This window comes from Streptomyces sp. NPDC101234 (assembly GCF_044767525.1).
Taxonomy (GTDB): domain Bacteria; phylum Actinomycetota; class Actinomycetes; order Streptomycetales; family Streptomycetaceae; genus Streptomyces; species Streptomyces sasae.
This window is the reverse complement of sequence record NZ_JBIWOA010000057.1, coordinates 1-18,544: the sequence shown is the minus strand read 5'-3', so window position 1 is coordinate 18,544 and position 18,544 is coordinate 1. Positions and strand designations below refer to the sequence as shown.

General features: G+C 68.9%; 20 protein-coding genes. 5 read left to right on the top strand and 15 right to left on the bottom strand.

What is annotated here, in order from left to right:
• Positions 1-158: 158 nt before the first annotated feature.
• The 4 genes from ACIRR9_RS51555 to ACIRR9_RS51540 form a co-directional block, all read right to left on the bottom strand.
• Positions 159-2,504 (bottom strand): HelD family protein, encoded by a 2,346-nt coding sequence (locus ACIRR9_RS51555; protein WP_403767646.1) that lies wholly within the window; start codon positions 2,502-2,504, stop codon positions 159-161.
• A 246-nt stretch (positions 2,505-2,750) separates the two neighbouring features.
• Positions 2,751-3,575, bottom strand: a complete 825-nt coding sequence (locus ACIRR9_RS51550) for an anti-sigma factor family protein (RefSeq protein ID WP_403767643.1) — start codon at positions 3,573-3,575, stop codon at positions 2,751-2,753.
• Positions 3,575-4,096 (bottom strand): sigma-70 family RNA polymerase sigma factor, encoded by a 522-nt coding sequence (locus ACIRR9_RS51545; RefSeq protein WP_010039908.1) that lies wholly within the window; start codon positions 4,094-4,096, stop codon positions 3,575-3,577. Before ACIRR9_RS51545 ends, ACIRR9_RS51550 begins: the two co-directional genes overlap by 1 nt.
• 366 nt (positions 4,097-4,462) lie before the next feature.
• On the bottom strand, positions 4,463-5,065 hold the full coding sequence (locus tag ACIRR9_RS51540; protein WP_403767640.1) for a CGNR zinc finger domain-containing protein: 603 nt from the start codon (positions 5,063-5,065) through the stop codon (positions 4,463-4,465).
• 280 nt (positions 5,066-5,345) lie between these two features.
• Between ACIRR9_RS51540 and ACIRR9_RS51535 the strand changes: the two genes are divergently transcribed.
• Positions 5,346-5,885, top strand: a complete 540-nt coding sequence (locus ACIRR9_RS51535) for a peptidoglycan-binding protein (RefSeq protein WP_403767637.1) — start codon at positions 5,346-5,348, stop codon at positions 5,883-5,885.
• Here the strand turns inward: ACIRR9_RS51535 and ACIRR9_RS51530 are convergent.
• The 5 genes from ACIRR9_RS51530 to ACIRR9_RS51510 all read right to left on the bottom strand — a co-directional run bounded on the left by ACIRR9_RS51530 (position 5,867) and on the right by ACIRR9_RS51510 (position 10,772).
• Positions 5,867-6,373 carry a helix-turn-helix domain-containing protein gene (locus ACIRR9_RS51530; protein WP_403767634.1) on the bottom strand — a complete coding sequence of 169 codons (507 nt, stop codon included), beginning with the start codon at positions 6,371-6,373 and terminating at the stop codon, positions 5,867-5,869. The genes ACIRR9_RS51535 and ACIRR9_RS51530 overlap by 19 nt on opposite strands.
• 279 nt (positions 6,374-6,652) lie before the next feature.
• Positions 6,653-6,952, bottom strand: a complete 300-nt coding sequence (locus ACIRR9_RS51525) for a hypothetical protein (protein ID WP_403767631.1) — start codon at positions 6,950-6,952, stop codon at positions 6,653-6,655.
• Between the two features lie 10 nt (positions 6,953-6,962).
• Complete coding sequence (locus ACIRR9_RS51520; protein ID WP_403767628.1) at positions 6,963-8,135, bottom strand: uroporphyrinogen-III synthase; 1,173 nt, start codon at positions 8,133-8,135, stop codon at positions 6,963-6,965.
• A gap of 88 nt (positions 8,136-8,223) precedes the next feature.
• Complete coding sequence (locus ACIRR9_RS51515; protein WP_403767625.1) at positions 8,224-9,591, bottom strand: nitrate/nitrite transporter; 1,368 nt, start codon at positions 9,589-9,591, stop codon at positions 8,224-8,226.
• A gap of 167 nt (positions 9,592-9,758) precedes the next feature.
• Positions 9,759-10,772 (bottom strand): hypothetical protein, encoded by a 1,014-nt coding sequence (locus ACIRR9_RS51510; RefSeq protein ID WP_403767622.1) that lies wholly within the window; start codon positions 10,770-10,772, stop codon positions 9,759-9,761.
• Positions 10,773-11,083: 311 nt separating this feature from the next.
• On the opposite strand from ACIRR9_RS51510, the gene ACIRR9_RS51505 reads away from it, so the two are divergent.
• The 4 genes from ACIRR9_RS51505 (at position 11,084) to ACIRR9_RS51490 (ending at position 13,222) form a co-directional block, all read left to right on the top strand.
• On the top strand, positions 11,084-11,875 hold the full coding sequence (locus ACIRR9_RS51505; RefSeq protein WP_403767619.1) for a helix-turn-helix transcriptional regulator: 792 nt from the start codon (positions 11,084-11,086) through the stop codon (positions 11,873-11,875).
• 7 nt (positions 11,876-11,882) lie between these two features.
• Positions 11,883-12,065, top strand: a complete 183-nt coding sequence (locus ACIRR9_RS51500) for a DUF397 domain-containing protein (protein ID WP_403767616.1) — start codon at positions 11,883-11,885, stop codon at positions 12,063-12,065.
• Between the two features lie 17 nt (positions 12,066-12,082).
• Positions 12,083-12,409 (top strand): hypothetical protein, encoded by a 327-nt coding sequence (locus ACIRR9_RS51495; RefSeq protein WP_403767613.1) that lies wholly within the window; start codon positions 12,083-12,085, stop codon positions 12,407-12,409.
• 177 nt (positions 12,410-12,586) lie between these two features.
• The gene (locus tag ACIRR9_RS51490; RefSeq protein WP_403767610.1) at positions 12,587-13,222 is read left to right on the top strand and encodes a hypothetical protein; all 636 of its coding nucleotides are present in this window, start codon (positions 12,587-12,589) and stop codon (positions 13,220-13,222) included.
• Positions 13,223-13,327: 105 nt separating this feature from the next.
• Here ACIRR9_RS51490 and ACIRR9_RS51485 read toward each other — a convergent pair whose 3' ends face one another.
• Genes ACIRR9_RS51485 through ACIRR9_RS51460 form a run of 6 tightly spaced genes read right to left on the bottom strand, consistent with a single transcriptional unit; the run spans position 13,328 to position 18,037 of the window.
• Entirely contained in the window at positions 13,328-13,924 is a 597-nt protein-coding gene (locus tag ACIRR9_RS51485) for a hypothetical protein (RefSeq protein ID WP_403767607.1), read from the bottom strand.
• A gap of 3 nt (positions 13,925-13,927) precedes the next feature.
• On the bottom strand, positions 13,928-14,530 hold the full coding sequence (locus ACIRR9_RS51480; RefSeq protein ID WP_403767604.1) for a hypothetical protein: 603 nt from the start codon (positions 14,528-14,530) through the stop codon (positions 13,928-13,930).
• 19 nt (positions 14,531-14,549) lie between these two features.
• Positions 14,550-15,986: a putative T7SS-secreted protein gene (locus ACIRR9_RS51475; protein ID WP_403767601.1), complete on the bottom strand. Its 1,437-nt coding sequence runs from the start codon at positions 15,984-15,986 to the stop codon at positions 14,550-14,552.
• Complete coding sequence (locus ACIRR9_RS51470) at positions 15,983-16,306, bottom strand: hypothetical protein (protein ID WP_403767598.1); 324 nt, start codon at positions 16,304-16,306, stop codon at positions 15,983-15,985. Before ACIRR9_RS51470 ends, ACIRR9_RS51475 begins: the two co-directional genes overlap by 4 nt.
• A 40-nt stretch (positions 16,307-16,346) precedes the next feature.
• The gene (locus ACIRR9_RS51465; protein ID WP_403767595.1) at positions 16,347-17,384 is read right to left on the bottom strand and encodes a hypothetical protein; all 1,038 of its coding nucleotides are present in this window, start codon (positions 17,382-17,384) and stop codon (positions 16,347-16,349) included.
• On the bottom strand, positions 17,372-18,037 hold the full coding sequence (locus ACIRR9_RS51460; RefSeq protein WP_403767592.1) for a hypothetical protein: 666 nt from the start codon (positions 18,035-18,037) through the stop codon (positions 17,372-17,374). Before ACIRR9_RS51460 ends, ACIRR9_RS51465 begins: the two co-directional genes overlap by 13 nt.
• Between the last annotated feature and the right edge of the window lie 507 nt (positions 18,038-18,544).

The window sequence follows — 18,544 nt, the reverse complement described above, 5'->3', positions numbered from 1 at the left end:
CGGCAAGTGGTCGCTCGTAGCGACGAAGGTTGGGCCCGGGGGCTTGGATCGAGCCGGTGTCACGACAAGGCTAACAAACGGATCCCGTGCGGCCATTCCCGTCCGGACACTTCACAGGAAACCCCGAGCCGAACGGGTCATGCCCGCAGCCCCTGCCCTCAGTCCCGCAGCAGGTCCGGCACCCCGGCCGCGTCCGGCTCGTCCCGGTCGCCCGAGACCACCGTCAGCTGCTGGGTCGCCCGGGTGAGGGCCACGTACAGCACGCGCAGGCCCGCCGGGGACTCGTCGGCGATCTCCGCCGGCGAGACGACGACCGTCGCGTCGTACTCCAGGCCCTTGGCCTCCAGGCTGCCGAGGGCCACCACCCGGTCGCCGAGCCCGGCGAGCCAGCGGGCGGCCTGGGCGCGCCGGTCCATGGCGACGACCACGCCGACCGTGCCGTCGACCAGGTCCAGCAGCCGCTCGGCCTCCGCGCGCACGGTCCGCTCCAGCGCGTCGCCCACGCCGGTGCCGCCGTCCATGGCCACGAAGCGGGGTTCGACGCCGGTGGAGCGGACGGCCGACGGGGACTTGGAGCCGGGCATGGCGAGGGCCAGCACCTTGGCCGCGAGCTCGGCGATCTCCGCCGGGTTGCGGTAGTTCACGGTGAGCTCGAAGCGGCGGCGCGGACGGGAGCCGAGGGCCTCGTCGCGGGCCTCGGCCGCCTCGTCCGGGTCGGACCAGGAGGACTGGGCGGGGTCGCCGACGACCGTCCAGGTGGCGTGCCGGCCGCGGCGGCCGACCATCCGCCACTGCATCGGGGTGAGGTCCTGCGCCTCGTCGACGATGACGTGGGCGTACTCGACGCGCTCCTGGGCGAGCCGCTCGGCGCGCTCGCGCTGGGACTCCTCGCGGACCGGCATCAGCTCCTCCAGGCCGCTGAGCTGGTCCAGCGGGTCCGCCTCGCGCTTCTTCCGGGGGCGGACGGGGGCGCCGAGGATGGCCTGGAGCTCGTCGAGCATGGCGATGTCGTGCACGGTGTGGCCGTCCCGCTTCAGGGAGCGGGCCACCCTGCGGATCTCGCCGGGGTTGAGGATGCGGCGGGCCCAGCGGCCGAGCCGGCGCTCGTCGGCCATCGCGGTGAGGACCGTCTGCGGGGTGAGCTCCGGCCACCAGGCGTCGAGGAACTCGATGAAGGGGTCCTCCGTGAGGATGTCCTCGTCGAAGGAGGAGCGCAGCTCGGCCGCCAGCTCCGGGTCGGTGTGCCGGCCGGCCGCGCCGGAGCGGTTCCACAGGGCGTCCAGGAGCAGCTTGCGGGCGCGGGGGCGCAGCAGGTTGACCGGGGCGGTGCCGCCGAGGGCGTTGTGTCTGATCCGGTCGAGTTCCTCGGCCTCCAGCTCCACGCGGCGGCCGAAGGCGACGACCCTGAGCCGGGTGGGTGAATCGTTCAGCTCCAGGGCTCCGCGGGCGGCCTTGCGCAGCACCCGGAGCATCCGGGAGGAGCCCTTGGCGCGGGCGGTGGCCGGGGTGTCGTAGAGGGCCGCCTCGGCGCCGTCGACGAGGGAGCCGATGGCGCGGATGGCGACCTGGCCCTCCTCGCCGAGGGACGGCAGGACCCCTTCGGTGTACGCCACCAGCAGCGGGGTCGGGGAGACGATCAGGATGCCGCCCGCGTAGCGGCGCCGGTCCTGGTAGAGCAGGTAGGCGGCACGGTGCAGGGCGACGGCCGTCTTCCCGGTGCCGGGGCCGCCCTCGACGTAGGTGACGGAGGCGGCGGGGGCGCGGATGACCAGGTCCTGCTCGGCCTGGATGGAGGCGACGATGTCCCGCATGGTGTGGCTGCGGGCCTGGCCGAGGGCGGCCATCAGGGCGCCGTCGCCGATGACGGGCAGTTCGTGGCCGTCGAGGCGGGCGGTGAGCTCCGGGCGCATCAGGTCGTCCTCGACACCGAGGACCCGGCGGCCCTTGGAGCGGATCACCCGGCGTCGTACGACACGCCCGGGATCCACCGGAGTGGACCTGTAGAAGGGCGCGGCGGCCGGCGCGCGCCAGTCGATCACCAGCGGCGCGTAGTCCTGGTCGAGGACGCCGATACGGCCGATGTGCAGGGTCTCGGCGATGTCGGCCGTGTTGTCGGCGCGGACGGCGCCCTCGGCGGGCTCCACGGCCGTGTAGGCGCCGTCGGGGCCCTTCTTGCCGTCCTTGCCGAGGAGCAGGTCGATCCGGCCGAAGAGGAAGTCCTCGAACTCGTTGTTGAGCCGGTTGAGGTGGACGCCCGCCCGGAATACCTGGGCGTCCCGCTCCGCGAGTGCGCCGGGCGTGCCTACCTGACCGCGCTTGGCCGCGTCGTTCATCAGGAACTCGGCCTCGTGGATCTTCTCCTCGAGACGCCGGTACACCCGGTCGAGGTGTTCCTGTTCGACGCTGATCTCACGGTCCCGAACGGAGTCCAGGACCGAGTCCTGGACCGATCCCTGTTCCGAGGCGTGAGAGCCGACCGCGGATTGCTGAGCCTGAGCGGCCACCGGGCCCCCTTCTGACGTGCTGGGCAGCCGTCAACCGTACGCGAAGGGGGCCCGCTGAAGCCAGGGCCTGTCCGGCGGACCATGCCGCAGACGCGGGGCGTGGCACGCACATCTGCGGCGTTGTCGTCACTCGCCGACGCTCCGCGTCGACTCCCTCCTCCGCCTTGCAGCTGCACGCACCACGCCCCGCTCACCGGCGTCGGCAGCCACCGCTACTTCCCTGCGACTTGATCCGCCGGACAGGCCCTACGCGCTGACCGAGACCAGCTTCTTCCCGCTGAACGTCATGACCTCGAAGTGGTCGATCTGGCTGGGGGTGAAGGCGGCTCCGCCGTGGACGTAGAGAGGCTCCTTGGCCTTCTCCGTCTTGGCGTCCGTGAGGCCGTATCCCCAGTTCGGAACGGACCAGGAGGTCACCGTCTCGCGCTCGCCGTTCTTGCCCACGGCGATGAGCGAGCACTTGTTCGGGCCGGCGACGTTCTTGAGCTGGAGGACCGCGTGGGTGCCCCAGTCCTTCTTCTCGAGAGCGACGGTCGCGGTGACATGGGTCGTCGGGTCCGTGGCCGTCTTCTTGTCGCTCATGGTCTGGAAGGCCGTCTGGGCGGGCCCCATGGCCATGTCGGTGTTGTTGTTGTCCGAGCCGCTGCCGCCCAGCGCCACGCCGGCCGCCGAACCACCGGCGATCAGCACGATCGAGGCGGCCAGGGCGAAGATGTTGCGCCGACTGCGGACCTTCCGCTTCTCGGCGACCTCCACGACCAGCTTCTCCGCCATCCGCGGGCTGGGCCTGGCGGACAGCGACTCACCGATGGACGGTGTGGATCCGGAGCCCGGCAGATCGGCCAGGGCCGCCAGCATGGGCTCCATTCCGGCCAGCTCGTCGAGCTGCTGGGCGCACCATTCGCACCCGGCCAGATGGGCCTCGAAAGCGGTTGCCTCGGCATCGTCGAGAATCCCCAGCGCATACGCGCCGACAGTCTCGTGTTCATTGGGCACCGGAGATTCCTGCATGGCACCAGACATACCCGCACCACCTGTGCCGAATCCGCCGTGCCCCCCGTACACACTCATCACGCCGTCACCCCCCGCTCCTCCAGTGCGAGCTTCATCGAACGCAGGGCATAGAAGACCCGTGAACGGACGGTGCCGCTGGGTATGCCCAGCGTCTCGGCCGCCTCGTTGACGGTACGCCCCTTGAAATACGTCTCGACGAGCACCTCCCGGTGGGCCGGGGTCAGGTCGTCGAGCGCGTCAGACAGCGTCATCAGCCACAGCGCCTTGTCGATCTCGTCCTCCGCGGGGATGACCTCCAGCGGCGACGGATCGACCTCCTGCGGCCGGGCCTGCCGGCTGCGGTGACCGTCGATGACGATGCGGCGAGCGACCGTCACCAGCCAGGGGCGTACCGATCCGGTCGCTCGATTGAGCTGGCCGGCGTTCTTCCAGGCACGGATGAGTGTCTCTTGCACGACGTCCTCGGCGCGTTGCCGATCACCGGCGACCAACCGGAGGACATACGCAAGGAGTGGTCCGGCGTGCTCCCTGTACAGGGCACGCATCAGCTCCTCATCTGGTTCCGAGGGCTGGGACATGCGATGTCGGGCCCTCGATCCATGTTCATTGGCCACGGCCGCATCCTTGCGCACGCCCACCTCCGGTGTCCGGGGGTTCCCCCAGTCGGTCGCTCCCCCACCGGTACGGAAGTGACTCGCGGTGTGTTCAACAAGACCCCACATTTTTCCGCGAGGTGACATGACGACCGGGACATGAGCACACATTCCCACCGCGTGATCTTTACATTTCCGACACAACGTCGACGGCGCGCGGGTTGCCCGTACTCGCCGGTCACCAAACGGAGTGTTGTCGAAATCACTTCGGCGGAGCTTCGATGAAGATACGACAGAAGCCGTGAAAGGGACAGGAGTTGAGCGACGGGTGCCGAAGAGGCACCGCCGGAATCAGGCGCGGGTCAATGCGGCGCGCCGTCGGTGCCGGGCCACCCGCTCGCGGTTTCCGCAGACCTCGCTGGAGCACCAACGGCGCCTGCGACCCCGCGAGGTGTCCAGATACACGAGGGGGCAGTTGTCGCCCTCGCACTCCCGGACGGCCGCCCGCGCGACGGGGTCGGTGAGCAGCTCCACGGCATCCCGGGCGACGGCGGCGAGCAGCGCGGCGCACTCCGGCGGCTCGGCCAACTCCCGCACGAGACAACCGTCCTCGCCCGGTACGGCGCACGGTGCCGGGGGTGCGGCGGCGCGGGCCAGGTCGTTGACGCGGTCGAGGGCGAGGACGAGATCGTACGACCGGGTCCCCACGGTGTTCCGTTCGCGCACCAACTGCGCCACATGTCCTCTCAGTTCGCGGAAGCCGGGGAGCCAGCCGGTGTCGGTGTGCGCCAACGGGGTGCCCGGCGGGACCAGTCCCGAGCCGTGGATCCAGGCCCGCAACGCCCCGGGCGAGTCGAGCCGTTCGCCGGGATGCGCGGTCGCGAGCAGGTCCAGGCAGCTCCGCCCGGCGTCGAAGCGCAGCTCGTAGGGGGCCGCGGCCGTACCCAGTGCCATGTGCCTGTCACCGCCTAGGACAGCGAACCGTGTCCCTTCACAGTGCCCGGCTCGGCGGGCGGCCGGAAGCCCTCGTACCGGTGTTCCACGAGGTTCCCGTACGACCCGCGCCCGCCGGGGACTGCGGTGCGTACGGCGCGGGCCGTCCCCGTTCGGTCCGGGGACCACCGGCAGGCCTCGCCTCCCCCGCTCCCGGCCGTGACCCTGTGTCCTGCGAACGCACAGCGAGCCGCCCCAGGGGGACCCCGCCGGGGGACGGCGGTTCAGAAGGGAGACGTTCATGAGCATGCACACCCGGGTCGTCGCGATGGCGGCGGCCGTACTGCTGGGGGCCGGCAGCCTGGCCCTGGCGCCGGGCGCCAGCGCCGCGGCGGCGAAGTACCACGGCATCGACGGCGACCGCGGCACCGTGACCGACGACTGGCAGGACGAGGAGAACCTCGGCGTCGACGACTACGCCAAGAGCAACGCCACAGCCCTGTGGCAGACCGTCCTGTGGGCGGACCGCGCCGAGTGGCAGGACGAGGACGGCGACTCGCACACCTTCGAGAAGAGCCAGATCGACGGCGAGTTCGGCCCCGAGACCGAATCGGCCACCCAGTGGTGGCAGGACAACTTCGGCCTGTCGGACAACGACGGCGTCGTCACCGAGCAGACCTGGCGGGCCGCCCAGGTACGTCTCAGCGGCCCGGCCAAGGGCCGCACCGTCACGTACAACGGGGCGCAGAAGGCCAGCTTCAAGAGGATCAGCGACAAGTACCAGGTGCGGCTGAAGGGCACCGGCCCCTTCAAGAACGCGTACTACGACACGCTCGGCTGAGCACGCCGCCGGGGCGGCCGGTCGTCGGGCCGGCCGCCCCGGCGGGGCAGCAGCCACAGCAGCCCGGCCGCCAGCAGCGCGGCGACGGCGGACGCGGTGAGCGCGGCGGTCCGCCACCGCCGCTGCCCCGCGGCCGACTCCGGCACCAGCTCCGCGCTCGCCCCCGGTACCGCTTCCGTCCTCGGCTCCGGTACCGCTTCCGTCCTCGACTCCGGCACGCCCTGCGGCCAGGCCCGTTCGGCCAGCTCCCACAGTGCCAGCAGCCGTGCCTGGTCGCCGCCGCCCAGCCGGCACAGCACCTGCGCCGCTCCCCTCGGCGGCAGCCGGTCCCCGCTCAGATAGCGCTGCCAGGACGACTTGCTGTACGCGGTGCGCCGGGCCAGTCCGGCGAGGCTGAGTCCGGTACGGCCCTTCAACAGGCGCAGTTGCTCGACCAGATGCCGGGCCTCTCCCGGCAGTGTGGCCGGCAAGGGCTGCCAGCGTGTCATGTCCGTCCCCCCGTGTGCCGTGGTCCGGCGTCAGCCTGGCGCCCGCCCGGCGGGATCCGGCAGAGCGCACATGCGCGGACCGGGGCACACACGGCCGCACCTGCGCGTCCGCGCGGGACGGCCCGGCGTGCCCGGGGAGGAACGGACCCGAGTGGCGAGCCGGTGGCCGCCCGCTACGGCCCGCCGCGCGGCAGACGATCCCCATAACGTCGTACGACGCTCAGACGGTCCCCGTAACGCCGTACGCCGCTCGGCCGGTCCGCTGACGTCGTACGGCTCTCAACCGGTCCGCTCGTCCCCCGTGGCGAAGAACCGGCGCACGTACTCGCCCCGGGGCAGCTCGCTCTCCCGCATGAGCGAGAAGACCTCCACGCCCTCGCCGGGCACCTCGTCCAGGAGGAACGCCTGGGCGAGCTCCACGTACTCCACGTCTTCGAGCACCTCGCAGTACTCGCGCGCCTCGGTCTCCGCCCGCACGATCGCCTCGTCGAACGACCGCGCGGTCCACAGCGTCACCCGCTCCTCGTACACACCGAGGGCAAGGTGCCGGAAGACGCATCGCACTCCGTACCACTGCATGGCCGCAGTCTCACACGTCGGCGTACTTCGAGTCCGCCGCCGGGTCCAGCGCGAGCCGGTAGCCGCGCTTGACCACCGTCTGGATCAGCTTCGGCGCGCCCAGGGCCGTACGCAGCCGGGCCATCGCCGTCTCCACCGCGTGCTCGTCCCGGCCCGCGCCCGGTAGCGCGCGCAGCAGTTCGGCGCGGGCCACCACCCAGCCAGGCCGCCGGGAGAGCGCCCGCAGCAGGGACATCCCGGCGGGCGGCACCGGCTTCAGCGCGCCGTCGACGAGGACCGCGTGCCCCCGGATCTCCATCCGGTGCCCGGCGACCGGCAACGCCCGTGCGCGCGAGGGCAGTTCCTGGCAGAGCAGCTGCACGAGGGGGCCGAGCCGGAAGCGTTCCGGCTGGATGGTGTCGACGCCGAGGGCCTGCAGCGGCAGCGCGGTGACCGGGCCGACACAGGCGGGTACGACATCGTGGTTCAGGGCGGCGAGCAGTTCGCCCTGCAGCCCCCGGTGCTCGGCGCGCGACAGCAGCGAGGCGGCGGCGGGCGCGCTGGTGAAGGTGATGGCGTCCACCGAGCGCGACACCACGGCGTCCAGCAGCCGGTCCACCGGCCCGAGGTCCTCCGGCGGCATCCACCGGTACACCGGCACCGGCAGCACCTCCGCGCCGGCGGCCCGCAGCGACTCCACGAACCCGGGCAGCGGCTCCCCGTGCAGCTGTACGGCGATCCGGCGGCCGTCGACACCCTCCTCCAGGAGCCGGTCGAGGACCTCGGCCATGGACTCGGAGGACGGCGACCACTCCTCGGTCAGCCCGGCGGCCCGGATGGCGCCCTTCACCTTGGGACCGCGGGCGAGCAGCTCGACGTTCCGCAGCCTTTGCAGCAGCTGCTCGCCGAAGCCCCACCCGTCGGCGGCCTCGACCCACCCCCGGAACCCGATCGCGGTGGTCGCCACGACCACGTCCGGCGCCTGGTCGATGATCTCCTTCGTGGCGGCGAGGAGTTCGCCGTCGTCGGCGAGCGGCACGATGCGCAGGGCGGGGGCGTGCAGCACGGCGGCACCGCGCCGCTGGAGCAGTGCCCCGAGCTCGTCGGCCCGGCGCGCGGCCGTAACTCCCACGGTGAATCCCGCGAGGGGCCCGTGCTGACCGCCACCGCCGTCGTCCGGTCGCTGCTGTTCCTGCTCGTACATGGCTGCTCTCCTAGCTGACCCGCATGCCGAACGAGCCTGTCAACGGTCCGTGACAGGCTCGGTTCGACTTGATGTCACCAGTGTTACGTCACACCTCGGCGTAGCTGAGCTGCGCCTTTGCCTCGGTGGCGGCTGTGGCCTGCCCCTGTGCGGCGGGCCGGCGAAGGTATACGGCCCAGGTCACGGCGAAGCACAGACCGTAGAAGGCCAGGAAGGCGACGAAGGCTCCGGTGCCGCTGCCGTAGGACAGGTACGACTGCCGGAAGGCGAGGTTGATGCCGACGCCGCCGAGCGCGCCGACGGCCCCGATGAGGCCCATGGAGGCCCCGGACAGCCGCCGCCCGTAGGCCGCGGCCTCGTCACCGGTGAGCCCCTTGGCGAGCGCCTTGGTCTGGAAGATGCCGGGGATCATCTTGTAGGTCGACCCGTTCCCCAGCCCGCTGAGCACGAACAGCACGACGAAGACGGTGACGAAGAACGGCAGCGACTTCTCGATGCTGGCGACGATCAGGAGGCCGGTGGCGGCGGCCATGCCGACGTAGTTCCACAGGGTGATCTTCGCGCCGCCGTACTTGTCGGCGAGCCAGCCGCCGACGGGCCGGATGAGCGAGCCGAGCAGCGGGCCGATGAAGGTGAGGTAGGCGGCCTGCAGCGGCGTACGCCCGAACTGCACCTGGAGCACCTGCCCGAAGGCGAAGGCGTACCCGATGAACGACCCGAACGTGCCGACGTAGAGGAAGGACATGATCCAGGTGTGGGCGTCCTTGGCGGCGTCGATCGCGGCGCCGGTGTCGTTCTTCACGGTGGCGAGGTTGTCCATGAAGAGCGCGGCGAGGACGGCGGCGACGAGGATCAGCGGGATGTAGATGCCGAGCAGCACGCGCGGCCCGCCGCTCGCCCCGATGATCGCGAGGGCCACCAGCTGGATCACGGGCACGCCGATGTTCCCTCCACCCGCGTTGAGCCCCAGCGCCCACCCCTTCTTCCGGAGCGGGAAGAAGGCGTTGATGTTGGTCATGCTGCTCGCGAAGTTGCCACCGCCGATACCGGCCAGCAGCCCGACGAGCAGGAACGTGTCGAACGACGTCCCCGGCTTCATCACCGCGAACGCGGCGACGGTCGGGATCAGCAGCAGCCCGGCGGAGATGATCGTCCAGTTCCGGCCGCCGAAGAGCGCGACGGCGAACGTGTACGGCACCCGGACGACCGCGCCGACCAGGGTGACCATCGACGTCAGCAGGAACTTGTCGGCCGGTGTGAGCCCGTACTCCGGGCCCATGAACAGCACCAGCACGGACCACATGGTCCAGATGGAGAACCCGATGTGCTCGGAGAGGACGGAGAAGACCAGGTTCCGCCGGGCGATCTTCTCCCCCTTCTCCTGCCAGAACGCCTCGTCCTCCGGATCCCACTCCTGGATCCAGCGACTACGGGAAGTAGGGGCTGGGGCTGTCATGACGCCTCCACGGTGCTCCGCGTGCTCGGTCTGCCGACTTCGGATGAGTGACTGAGCCCGAAGGTAGGGAGACGGCGTTTCCGCACTGTGGCTGTGGGTGACCGGAAAGGAACGTTGCTCTCACCCTGCGCGGAGGGCGGGTGAGAGGTCCGGGGAGAGGGGGCGCGTCAGGGGCCGGGGTACGGCGGCTGCTGGGGCTGGTGGGACGGCTGCTGGTGGTAGGGGCCCGGGGCGTAGGGGCCGGGGGGCTGCTGGGGCGGGGCGTAGGGACCGGAGGCAGGCGGGGGCGGGGCGTAGGGACCGGGGGGCTGCTGGGGCGGGGCGTAGGGACCGGAGGCAGGCGGGGGCGGGGCGTAGGGACCGGGCGACTGCTGGGGCGGGGCGTAGGGACCGGGAGCGTAGGGCGCGGGCGGCTGCTGACCGTAACCGGCGGGGGCGGGCTGCCCGCCGTACGGGCCCTGACCGCTCTGCCCGCCGTACGGGCCGTAGGGGCCGGCCTGCTCCTGGTACTGGGGCTGTGGCTGATACGGGGGCTGCTGGACCGGGGCATGCTGCATAGGCACGGGCATCGGCGTCGGCATCGGCATCGGCGTGCCGGGCGGCAGATACCGCACCCGCCCGCCCTCGCCCGTCACCGGCATGAACCCGGCGGCCTGGAGCCGCTGCGCGAACTTGGCGTTGCGCCCGCGCGTGACGAAGAACCCGAGCCCCATGACCGCCATGAGGACGACCCACACGACACCGGCGACGAAGAAGACCCCGACGCTCCCGCCGGCGCGCGCCGCGGCCAGCGCCAGCCCGAGGGTGATACCACCGGCCCCGAACAGCATCCGCCGCTCGGCGTTCCTGCCGGTGAGGTCGAACTGGATACGGGCCTTGAGAAGCTCGACGGCGTCGGGGACGAGCGGCGGCAACGAGACCCCGTCGGCGGCGTTCGGGTACTGCGTCCAGTTCTGCGCGGCGCGGGCCCGCCCCTGCGGGCTGTGGTCGGGCACGATCAGCATCTTGAGCACGTTGTTACGAGACCCGGTGTGGCGGGCGTCGGCGTACTCGTACCCGAACTGCTGGGCGACGAAGGCGAGCCGGGCGAGCTTCTTCACGGAGGACCAGGCGTTGGTGAGCTCGACGGGCTCGCCACTGGCCATCAGCTGGAACATCTTCCGTACCTGCCGTGTGCTCACAGCGTCCACTCCCCGTGTCCCACTCTTCACTTGAGCAACCGAAGCAGTTTTTCACACGGCCGAACCCCCTACGACCGAACCGTCCTCACCCACAGGAAACTTGACCGGGCCTTGGCGCGCTCACCTGAAACGGTGAAACCCGGCCGGTGGTTCCCAGCTCCCTGACCGTGCGACGGCAGACAACGACGCAAATCCGCGCTCGCCACGGATGTGCCCGCCCGCGGTGATCGAATCGGCCTCCTCGACGGCCCGGAGTTCCGTCATCGCCGCCCGGAACGCGGGGTCGTCACGGCTACCGGTGGTGTGCACAGATGCGAGTGCGCGCCGGACTCACCGCCACGGGTGCCGGTGAACTGCTCGGCGTCAATCAGGCACGCGTCAGCATGATCGAGACCGGCCGCACTCCGGTCAGCGCCGACCGGCTGCGCTCCATGGCACGCGCTTACGCCTGCTCGGACCAGGACCTTGTGGACGCGCTGGCCGCGATGACAGGCCGGCGTACTCGCGGCTGGTGGGACGGCTACCGCGACCATCTGCCGATCGGCCTCATCGACCTCGCCGAGTTGGAGCACCACGCAGCGGCGCTGCGTGTCGCCCTGGTGATTCACATCCCCGCGCTGCTCCAGACGACCGACTACGCACGGGCCCTCTTCAAGGAAGCCGTGCCCGCACTGCGGCAGTACGAGATCGAGCACCGAGTCAGCCATCGCATCAAGCGGCAGGAAATCCTGCACCGTGAGAGCCCGCCCCGGTACACGGCGGTGATCCACGAGTGTGCATTGCAGATGGGATTCGGCGGCCCCGCCACGATGCGCGCTCAGCTCAGGCATCTGCTGGACATGAGCGAGTCGGGGCATGTGACTCTGCGGGTCATCCCGTTCGGCAAGGGCTCCTTCCCCGGTACGGGACAGTCCGTCGACTATCTGACGGGGCCGGTTCCTCAGCTCGACACCGTTCAGCTGGACACTCACCATGGGTGTGAATTCCTGGACGCTGAGGCGCAGTTGGGGAAGTACGGTCTGGTGCTCGACCGCATGGAGGAAAACGCGCTCGAACCCACAGAGTCCCGTGACCTGATCCGTAACATCGCCAAGACCATGTGAGGGAACCGTGTCCGAACTCCACTGGCAGAAGTCCACTTACAGCCCCGACGCCTCGAACTGCGTCGAGATAGCCCACACCCGCTCGGCCATCCACATCCGCGACTCGAAGACCACCGACGGCTCCAGCCTCGCCATCAAGCCTCCTGCCTGGGCCCACTTCGTTTCCTACCTGGCGCACCCCAAGCTCTGATCCCCACATACCTGCCCATGACAGCGGAATTCTTCATGGAACTCGACGAGGGTATGGTCGAGTATTTCCGGGACATCGCGAACGAGATGATCTCAAGGTTCGGCATCTCCCGGGCGGAAGCCGTGGCCAGGATCAACGAGCGGTATCACGACACGGAGATCTCGGCGTACCCCGATCTCATGTGCCACGAGTTCCCGGAGTACTGGTCGTACGGCCTGTACTACTACCCGAACGAGTCCGGGCGCCTGCCTACCGGCGATGGGGAAGAAGACGACGGCTTCGACCTGCCCGCCCTGCGCATCCGCCCCGCGCCCTTGAAGGACTCCCGCTACTGGACGCTATAGACCTGAGTGCGGCGTGCGCCGTCCGATCCGTGCTTGGCCCATGTCCGTCGTAGTGGATCCCGTCCAGCCAACCGGTGACGCAGGAGTGGAGGAGTGTGCAGCCGCGCGTCGGAAGACTGCGTGCAGGAGGATGCCCGCTGGAGCGAATGCTGACCGCTTCTTGGCACAATCGGGCTCATGGGAACAGACATCCACGGCTGGGTGGAGTGCCGCACCTGGCGGGAGGGTCTGGACTACGAGGAGACGGCATGGTGCCGAGCGATCAGCCTCTCGGTGCTGGGCCTGCCGAGGGACTACGACGGCTTCGCCTGCCTCTTCGGAGTACGCGACCTCCAGGCCATGTGGCGCCCGGTGGCGGCGAACCGCGGCCTACCGCCTGACACCTCTCCCGAGGTTTGCACGGAACACGCAACGTGGGCGGGCGCGGCCTTCGCGGAGACCTGGCTGACCTGGCCGGAGGCGAGGGCGATCGACTGGACGGAACCGGCGGTCCCCCGCACCACCCGCATCTCCCGCCACCACCGCGCCCCAGACGGCACACTCCGCCTGATCCATTCCCACGACTGGAGCCGGGCCTTCGCCAGAACGAGCGGCATCGACACACTGACGGCCTCCCCGACCGACCTCGCCGACCGCTACCCGGAAGGCACGGAATGGACCACGGACACCACGCTCTACCGAGCCGAACGCTCCCGCCGCCGGGACGCGGTCCCCGAGAACGGCCCATGGGCCCCGGTGTGGACGGTGATGGAGACACTGGCGTGGGTGCACGGCGAGGAGAACGTGCGGTTGGTGGCATGGTTCGACGAGTAACTGCTGCCGCCGGCAGTCTCCCCCTTGCGGTCGAAGTACCGGGCCTTGCCGATCCACGTGTCGCCCTTCTCGGTGATCCGGATGCGGCGGTTGGGCGGGCGGTGGTCACTTCCAGTGCAGTGACTTGGCGACCGCCTCGAACAGGTCGACCAGGGCGTCGGCGAACATGTCCAAGGACGTCGAGAACGTCAGCAGCAGGACGGCTTGGGTGTTCGGCACCTTGACCGCGTAGTCGACGACCGTCACGGGCAGTTGGTTGCCCGTCGAGTCGTCGGTGTCCGGCACGGTACGGGTGCACCGCATGGTCGCGGGTCCCACGAAGGGGAGAACGACGTCGGTGATCTCCTGGGACCGGCCCCTCGCTGCAAGGCGGATGCCCTCCCCATCAGGGGCGACAGTGACGAGGAGGGAAGAGGACAGGGGCACCGGGCCGATCGAGGTCGTCGAGATGTAGAGCTCGACGCCGCCGTTCTCGTAGCCCTCTTCCGCACGAGCACGTACGGCCTTGACGAATTCCCGCTTGAGCAGGACGGCATCGTCCTGGCCCTCGAAGACCCGATCGGCAAGTGCGCGAATCGGAGCCTTCCAGCCGTCGGGTTCGAGCGGAATCCTGAACCAGCCGTCAGGAACGACCAGGCCGTAATCACTCGGCGGCGCGTTTTCTCCGTCGGTACGGCCGCCGTCGGCGACGGCATCCGTCATTCCTCAGCCTTCCTTGATCTCGGCAAGTTCCAACGACTCGGCCAGTGTCTGCGCCAACTCCAGCAGCGCTTCGCCGAAGACGAGGTTCGTCCAGGTCATCCGGAGGACCAGGATGTTGTCGACCTGCGGCGGGATCACCGCGTAAGTGACCGTCTCCGTCATCGTCTTCTTCTTGAAGAGCGACCCCGTCTCGACCGAGAGAAGTTCCTGGACGCGAACACCGGGGCCAGCCGGCAGGTTCACCTCGGTCACACTGCGGCGCTCAGGGGACGAGGGCAGGACGCCCGCCAGGAGATCCTGCAGACGGTCCACCGAGCGGTATCCATCGCCGTCGTAGTCGTGGACCTCGTACACGGCGGTCAACGCCTTCGCCGCATCGATGACATAGGCGTAGGCAAAGGTTGGATCCCCCAGCTCGGACGTGGCCGCCACACGCGCCAACGACGAGGCCAGCTCACGGAGTTCGCCTCGCGAAGCGTCCCCGCCCAGGTAGTTCCGGGCAGTCTGCTTGGACCACTCCCCGAACTCCGTGTCCTGGCCCACGGGAAGTCGGATACTGCCCTCGGGCTCGGCGATCAGACACTGCCACGTCACGTCGTCGTTCACTCGGAAATCCCTCTGCCTGTCACGAGCCCACCGTCCAAGCGGACTTCCACTTGTTGTACGGATTGTTCCATTCCATGAGGCCGTGGAGCTTGTCATTCCCGTCGATGACGGTGGCCGCGACGGTGTATCCGAGCCACCTCTGCCCGGCGGACCGCACATAGTCGGTGTACTTCACACCGCCCATGCTTTCGAACTTCCCGAGAATCGGTACCTCTTTCAGCGCCTTGCTGGACTCGACCCACTCCGGGTTACCGAAGGGCCGGGCACCCCTCCAAGCATCCCTGCCGAACAGTTTCCCGACGTCCTTGAAGTCCTTGAGTCCCTTCACCGCGTCCGCCGTGTCGCTGTAGATCACCTTGGGATTCAGAACATGCTGGAACTCTCGCAGTTTCCCGAAAGCTCCGGGCAAGTCGCCCGCGAGCCTCTGCGACGCTTCTTCGGCGGCCTGATTGGCGACCTTGGTGGCCTTGCCCTTCAGCGTGTTGGCCGCCTTCGCCGATCTGCCGGACAGTGTGTTGGCGGCGAGGAAGTCCGCGCGGGCGGAGCAGCTCGCTGTCTGAACACCCCGCACGCCCGCCGCGGCCGCCTTGCCCGCGCTCAGCGCGGCCCGCCCCAGCCCGAGCGTCAGCAGCGCCACGCCGTCCAGGACCAGGTCGGCGATGCTCGCGTCCCCGGAGAAGACAAGCACCAGGTGGCAGGCGAGGGACACCACCGTTGCAAGGAGAGCGATCGCGTCCAGCACACCCGCCAGCGCCCAGCCGATCACCGGGATCCAGCCCACCAGGAGGGAGGCCAGGGCGCAGGCTGTCGCCACCCAGCCGGCGATGTCCGCGACGCTCTTCAGTGCCCCCTTGATGTTCTCCCAGGTGGAGTCCTTCAGTTTGTCGTGGTCGATGAGCGCTTCCAGGGCACGGGCGGCCTTCTCGCCAGCCCGATTACGGGCGTTCTTCGCGGCGTGCACCCGCCTGATGGCGTCCTGGACACGACCGTCGACCTCGTCCCGCTTCATGGTCAGGTCGTGCTTCTTCTGCTCGTAGTCGTCCGCGGACTTGTCCAGGGCGTCGAGCGACCTTTCGAGTCGGTCCCGCTCCTCGCGGTCGCGTTCGGCGTCGTTGCGGGCCTTGTCCGCCGCCTGCTGGGATGACGACAGGACGGAGGCGTACTTCTCATCCGGCAGGTCGGTCTGCTCGCCCAGCAGGTCGGCAGCCGTCTCGAAGCGGTCCAGGACCTTCTTCAGCCGTCCGACGGTCCCCTCGGCCGTCTTGCGGAACTCGTCGGCCGCGTCGCTCTGCCAGCCTTCCACACCGCAGAGGGCTTCGATGTTGCCTGTCTGCTTCCTGATGGCATCGGCCACCGAACGGAAGCGCCGACCCAGCTTCGCTACGGCATCAGGGTCTCCGGACACCGGGTCGGAGTCCAGTTCGACCGGCGACCAGTCCTTGGGTCGGGACATCATCCGCCTTGCTTCTGAGGCTTCGTCTCCTGCTTACGGACCGCGTTGGCGAGATCGGTGTCTATCTGTTCGTACGCCTCGGCCGCGGCCTTCGTGATCCCCGCGAGCTTGCTCAACTCCCCTTCGAGCTTTCCGCGCTTGTAGTCCCAGTTGCCGGCGAAGTCGTCGAGCCGGTCGGTGAGTTCTTCATGACCGATGACCTCGCGGCTCCAGCCGTACTTGTCCTTGTCGTCGAGCCGCTCCAGTTCATCGACGATCTTCGCGATGCCCGAGGAGACGCTCCTGAGCACGTCGAGATCGTCGATCCGGGTCCTGTCACCCACAGGGGCCTCCTAGACCGGGAGGCCCCGGCCGACGTACCGCTCACCTGTTGACGGACTGGATCTCCTGCACGATGACATCCTGGGTGGCCCCGAAGGTGCCGTCGTCCAGGAGTCCGCCCGACCCTCCCGTACCCGTCCAGCTGATCTTCCAGGTGATCGTGGCCTTGAGCGGGTACGAGCCCGTACCCGAGGACCGCAGGTACTTCACCCCACAGGGTGGCGTCTCGTCGGCCTTCCCCTTAGCGTAGGCCTCACCGATGCTGCCGTTCTTGAACTCGCAGACACCCGAGGCGGGATACGTCTCCGCATCCGAGGTACCTGGGTCGATCTTGAGTGAGTACGGCGTGGCGGTGGTGGTGGCACTGATGCCCAGCACGGGGACGGACGCGGTGACGGAGACCGGCTTGAACGCAGCACTGTCCAGCCAGGCCCAGGTGGGAAGGTTGACCTTCGTGTTGTCCGCCGGGGCCAGGGTCACCTTCGTACCGGGGACGCGGATCTCGTTGTAGGCGAGTTGGGAGAGGATCTCCGGGGTGATCGCCTGGGGGATGTCGGCCGGCGGCTTGTCTCCTGTGTCCACCCAGAAGATGGGCTTCGTGCAGTCGAGCGCACCCGGGTCTCCCTCACGGCCCGACGTGACGTACGAGTCCCACCAGTAGCCCTTGCCCGCCTTGTCCTTGTTGAAGTCCTTGTACGGCTTCCCGTTGACGTAGCGGTCGCGCTGCTGGGCATCCCACTCGTAGCCCGTCGAGTCGGCCTCCCAGATCGGTGTCAGATAGGCCTCAAGCGCATCGGGTGAGTACTTGGGCGCGTAGTAACAAGCCGGCGGGGTCCACGTCGTGGTCGGCGTCACCGCGCCGGTCGACGTCCCGGAACCGTTCTTGGAGAGGTCGTAGACAACACCTGCAGTTGCCGAAATATTACCCTTGCCGTCACTTTTGCCGGAAGTGTGCGTATTGGGGTCGCTGTTCGTGCTGCCCCCGTGCCCGTATCCGGCAAATGCCTGGGCCGGACAGGCCAACAAAGTCACTGCAGCAAGTATGACAACTGCCGAGTTCCGGAACTTCATGGCTGGCATACGGAGCTCCCCCGCTGCGACGTCAGCTTCTCGGTGATCCAGACACCCTGCTTGTTGAGCTGAAGCAGGGTGTTGTAAAGAACGTAGTCGTCCTTCGAGGCCTTGGTGACCTCTGTCTTCCCAGTCTTCAGGCTCTTGTTGTAAGCCTTGGTCTGGTCCTCACAGTAGACAAGGCCTGCAGTCCCGTCGCTGTTGATCTGAACCTTGGCATCGAAGTACCGCTTGGCCCCGGTGATTCGGTCCTTGTAGCTCACAAACTCCTGGATGAACTTCTGGCTACCGGCAGCCGCCAAGCCCTCCGAGTAGAAACGGTAAGCCTTGTCGAGCGGAGCCTGCTTGGCGATCGCCATGTCCACGGCCTTGATGAATTGTTCGGTGTCGCCGAGGACAGCATCCTTCTTCTCGTCACCCGTCTTCGCCCACCCGAATGTGTACGTCAGATCCGACGGAAGGGTGATCTCCGGGCGGCCGCTCGCCTCGGACGCCGAAGCCGAAGCGCTGGGCGAAGCCGACTTCGAAGCCCCCGTGTCCGAGCCTGCGATCTTGTCGTTCGAGTCGGACTTGCCTCCGCCTCCTCCGCCGCACCCTGCGAGCAGAAGTGCCGCCGTCACTCCGGCGGTGGCTGTCGTGAGCAGGCGGGAACGGCGGGTCACGGTGAGCTCCTGGTGAGACAAGCGACGTCGAAGAAAGCAGCGGACACGGTAGCCCGGTGCGCCCCGAGGGCACCAGAGCGAATGGTCGGGCTCCGCCCGAGCAAAGAATGCACAACCGGGGCATATTGCGAGTAACTAGCCACTCTTCAGCAGGCATTGGTGCCTTCCTGTGACATTGCCGCAACTGTCCGCGGCGGCGTGGTTGGCCCCTGCAAAGGGTCGCCGCACCGGCTTCCGCCGGCCGAACACCGCACGGACTTCACCTCGAACGACCGTTCCTTGTAAGTTCGCGTGTGCACAGGGTTGTTGACGGGGCGAACGCGACGGGGGTTGCGGGATCATGGCGGGGTATCGGCCAGCGGACTGGCATCCACTCGACCTTGACAGGGACCCGACCCCGGGCGACCCGCAGCGCGTCCGCACCCTCGCCCAGCAGCTGCACGACTTCGCCGACGACGTCTCCGACGCGCTCCGCCTGGTCAAGGGCATGGCCGGCGAGGACACCCT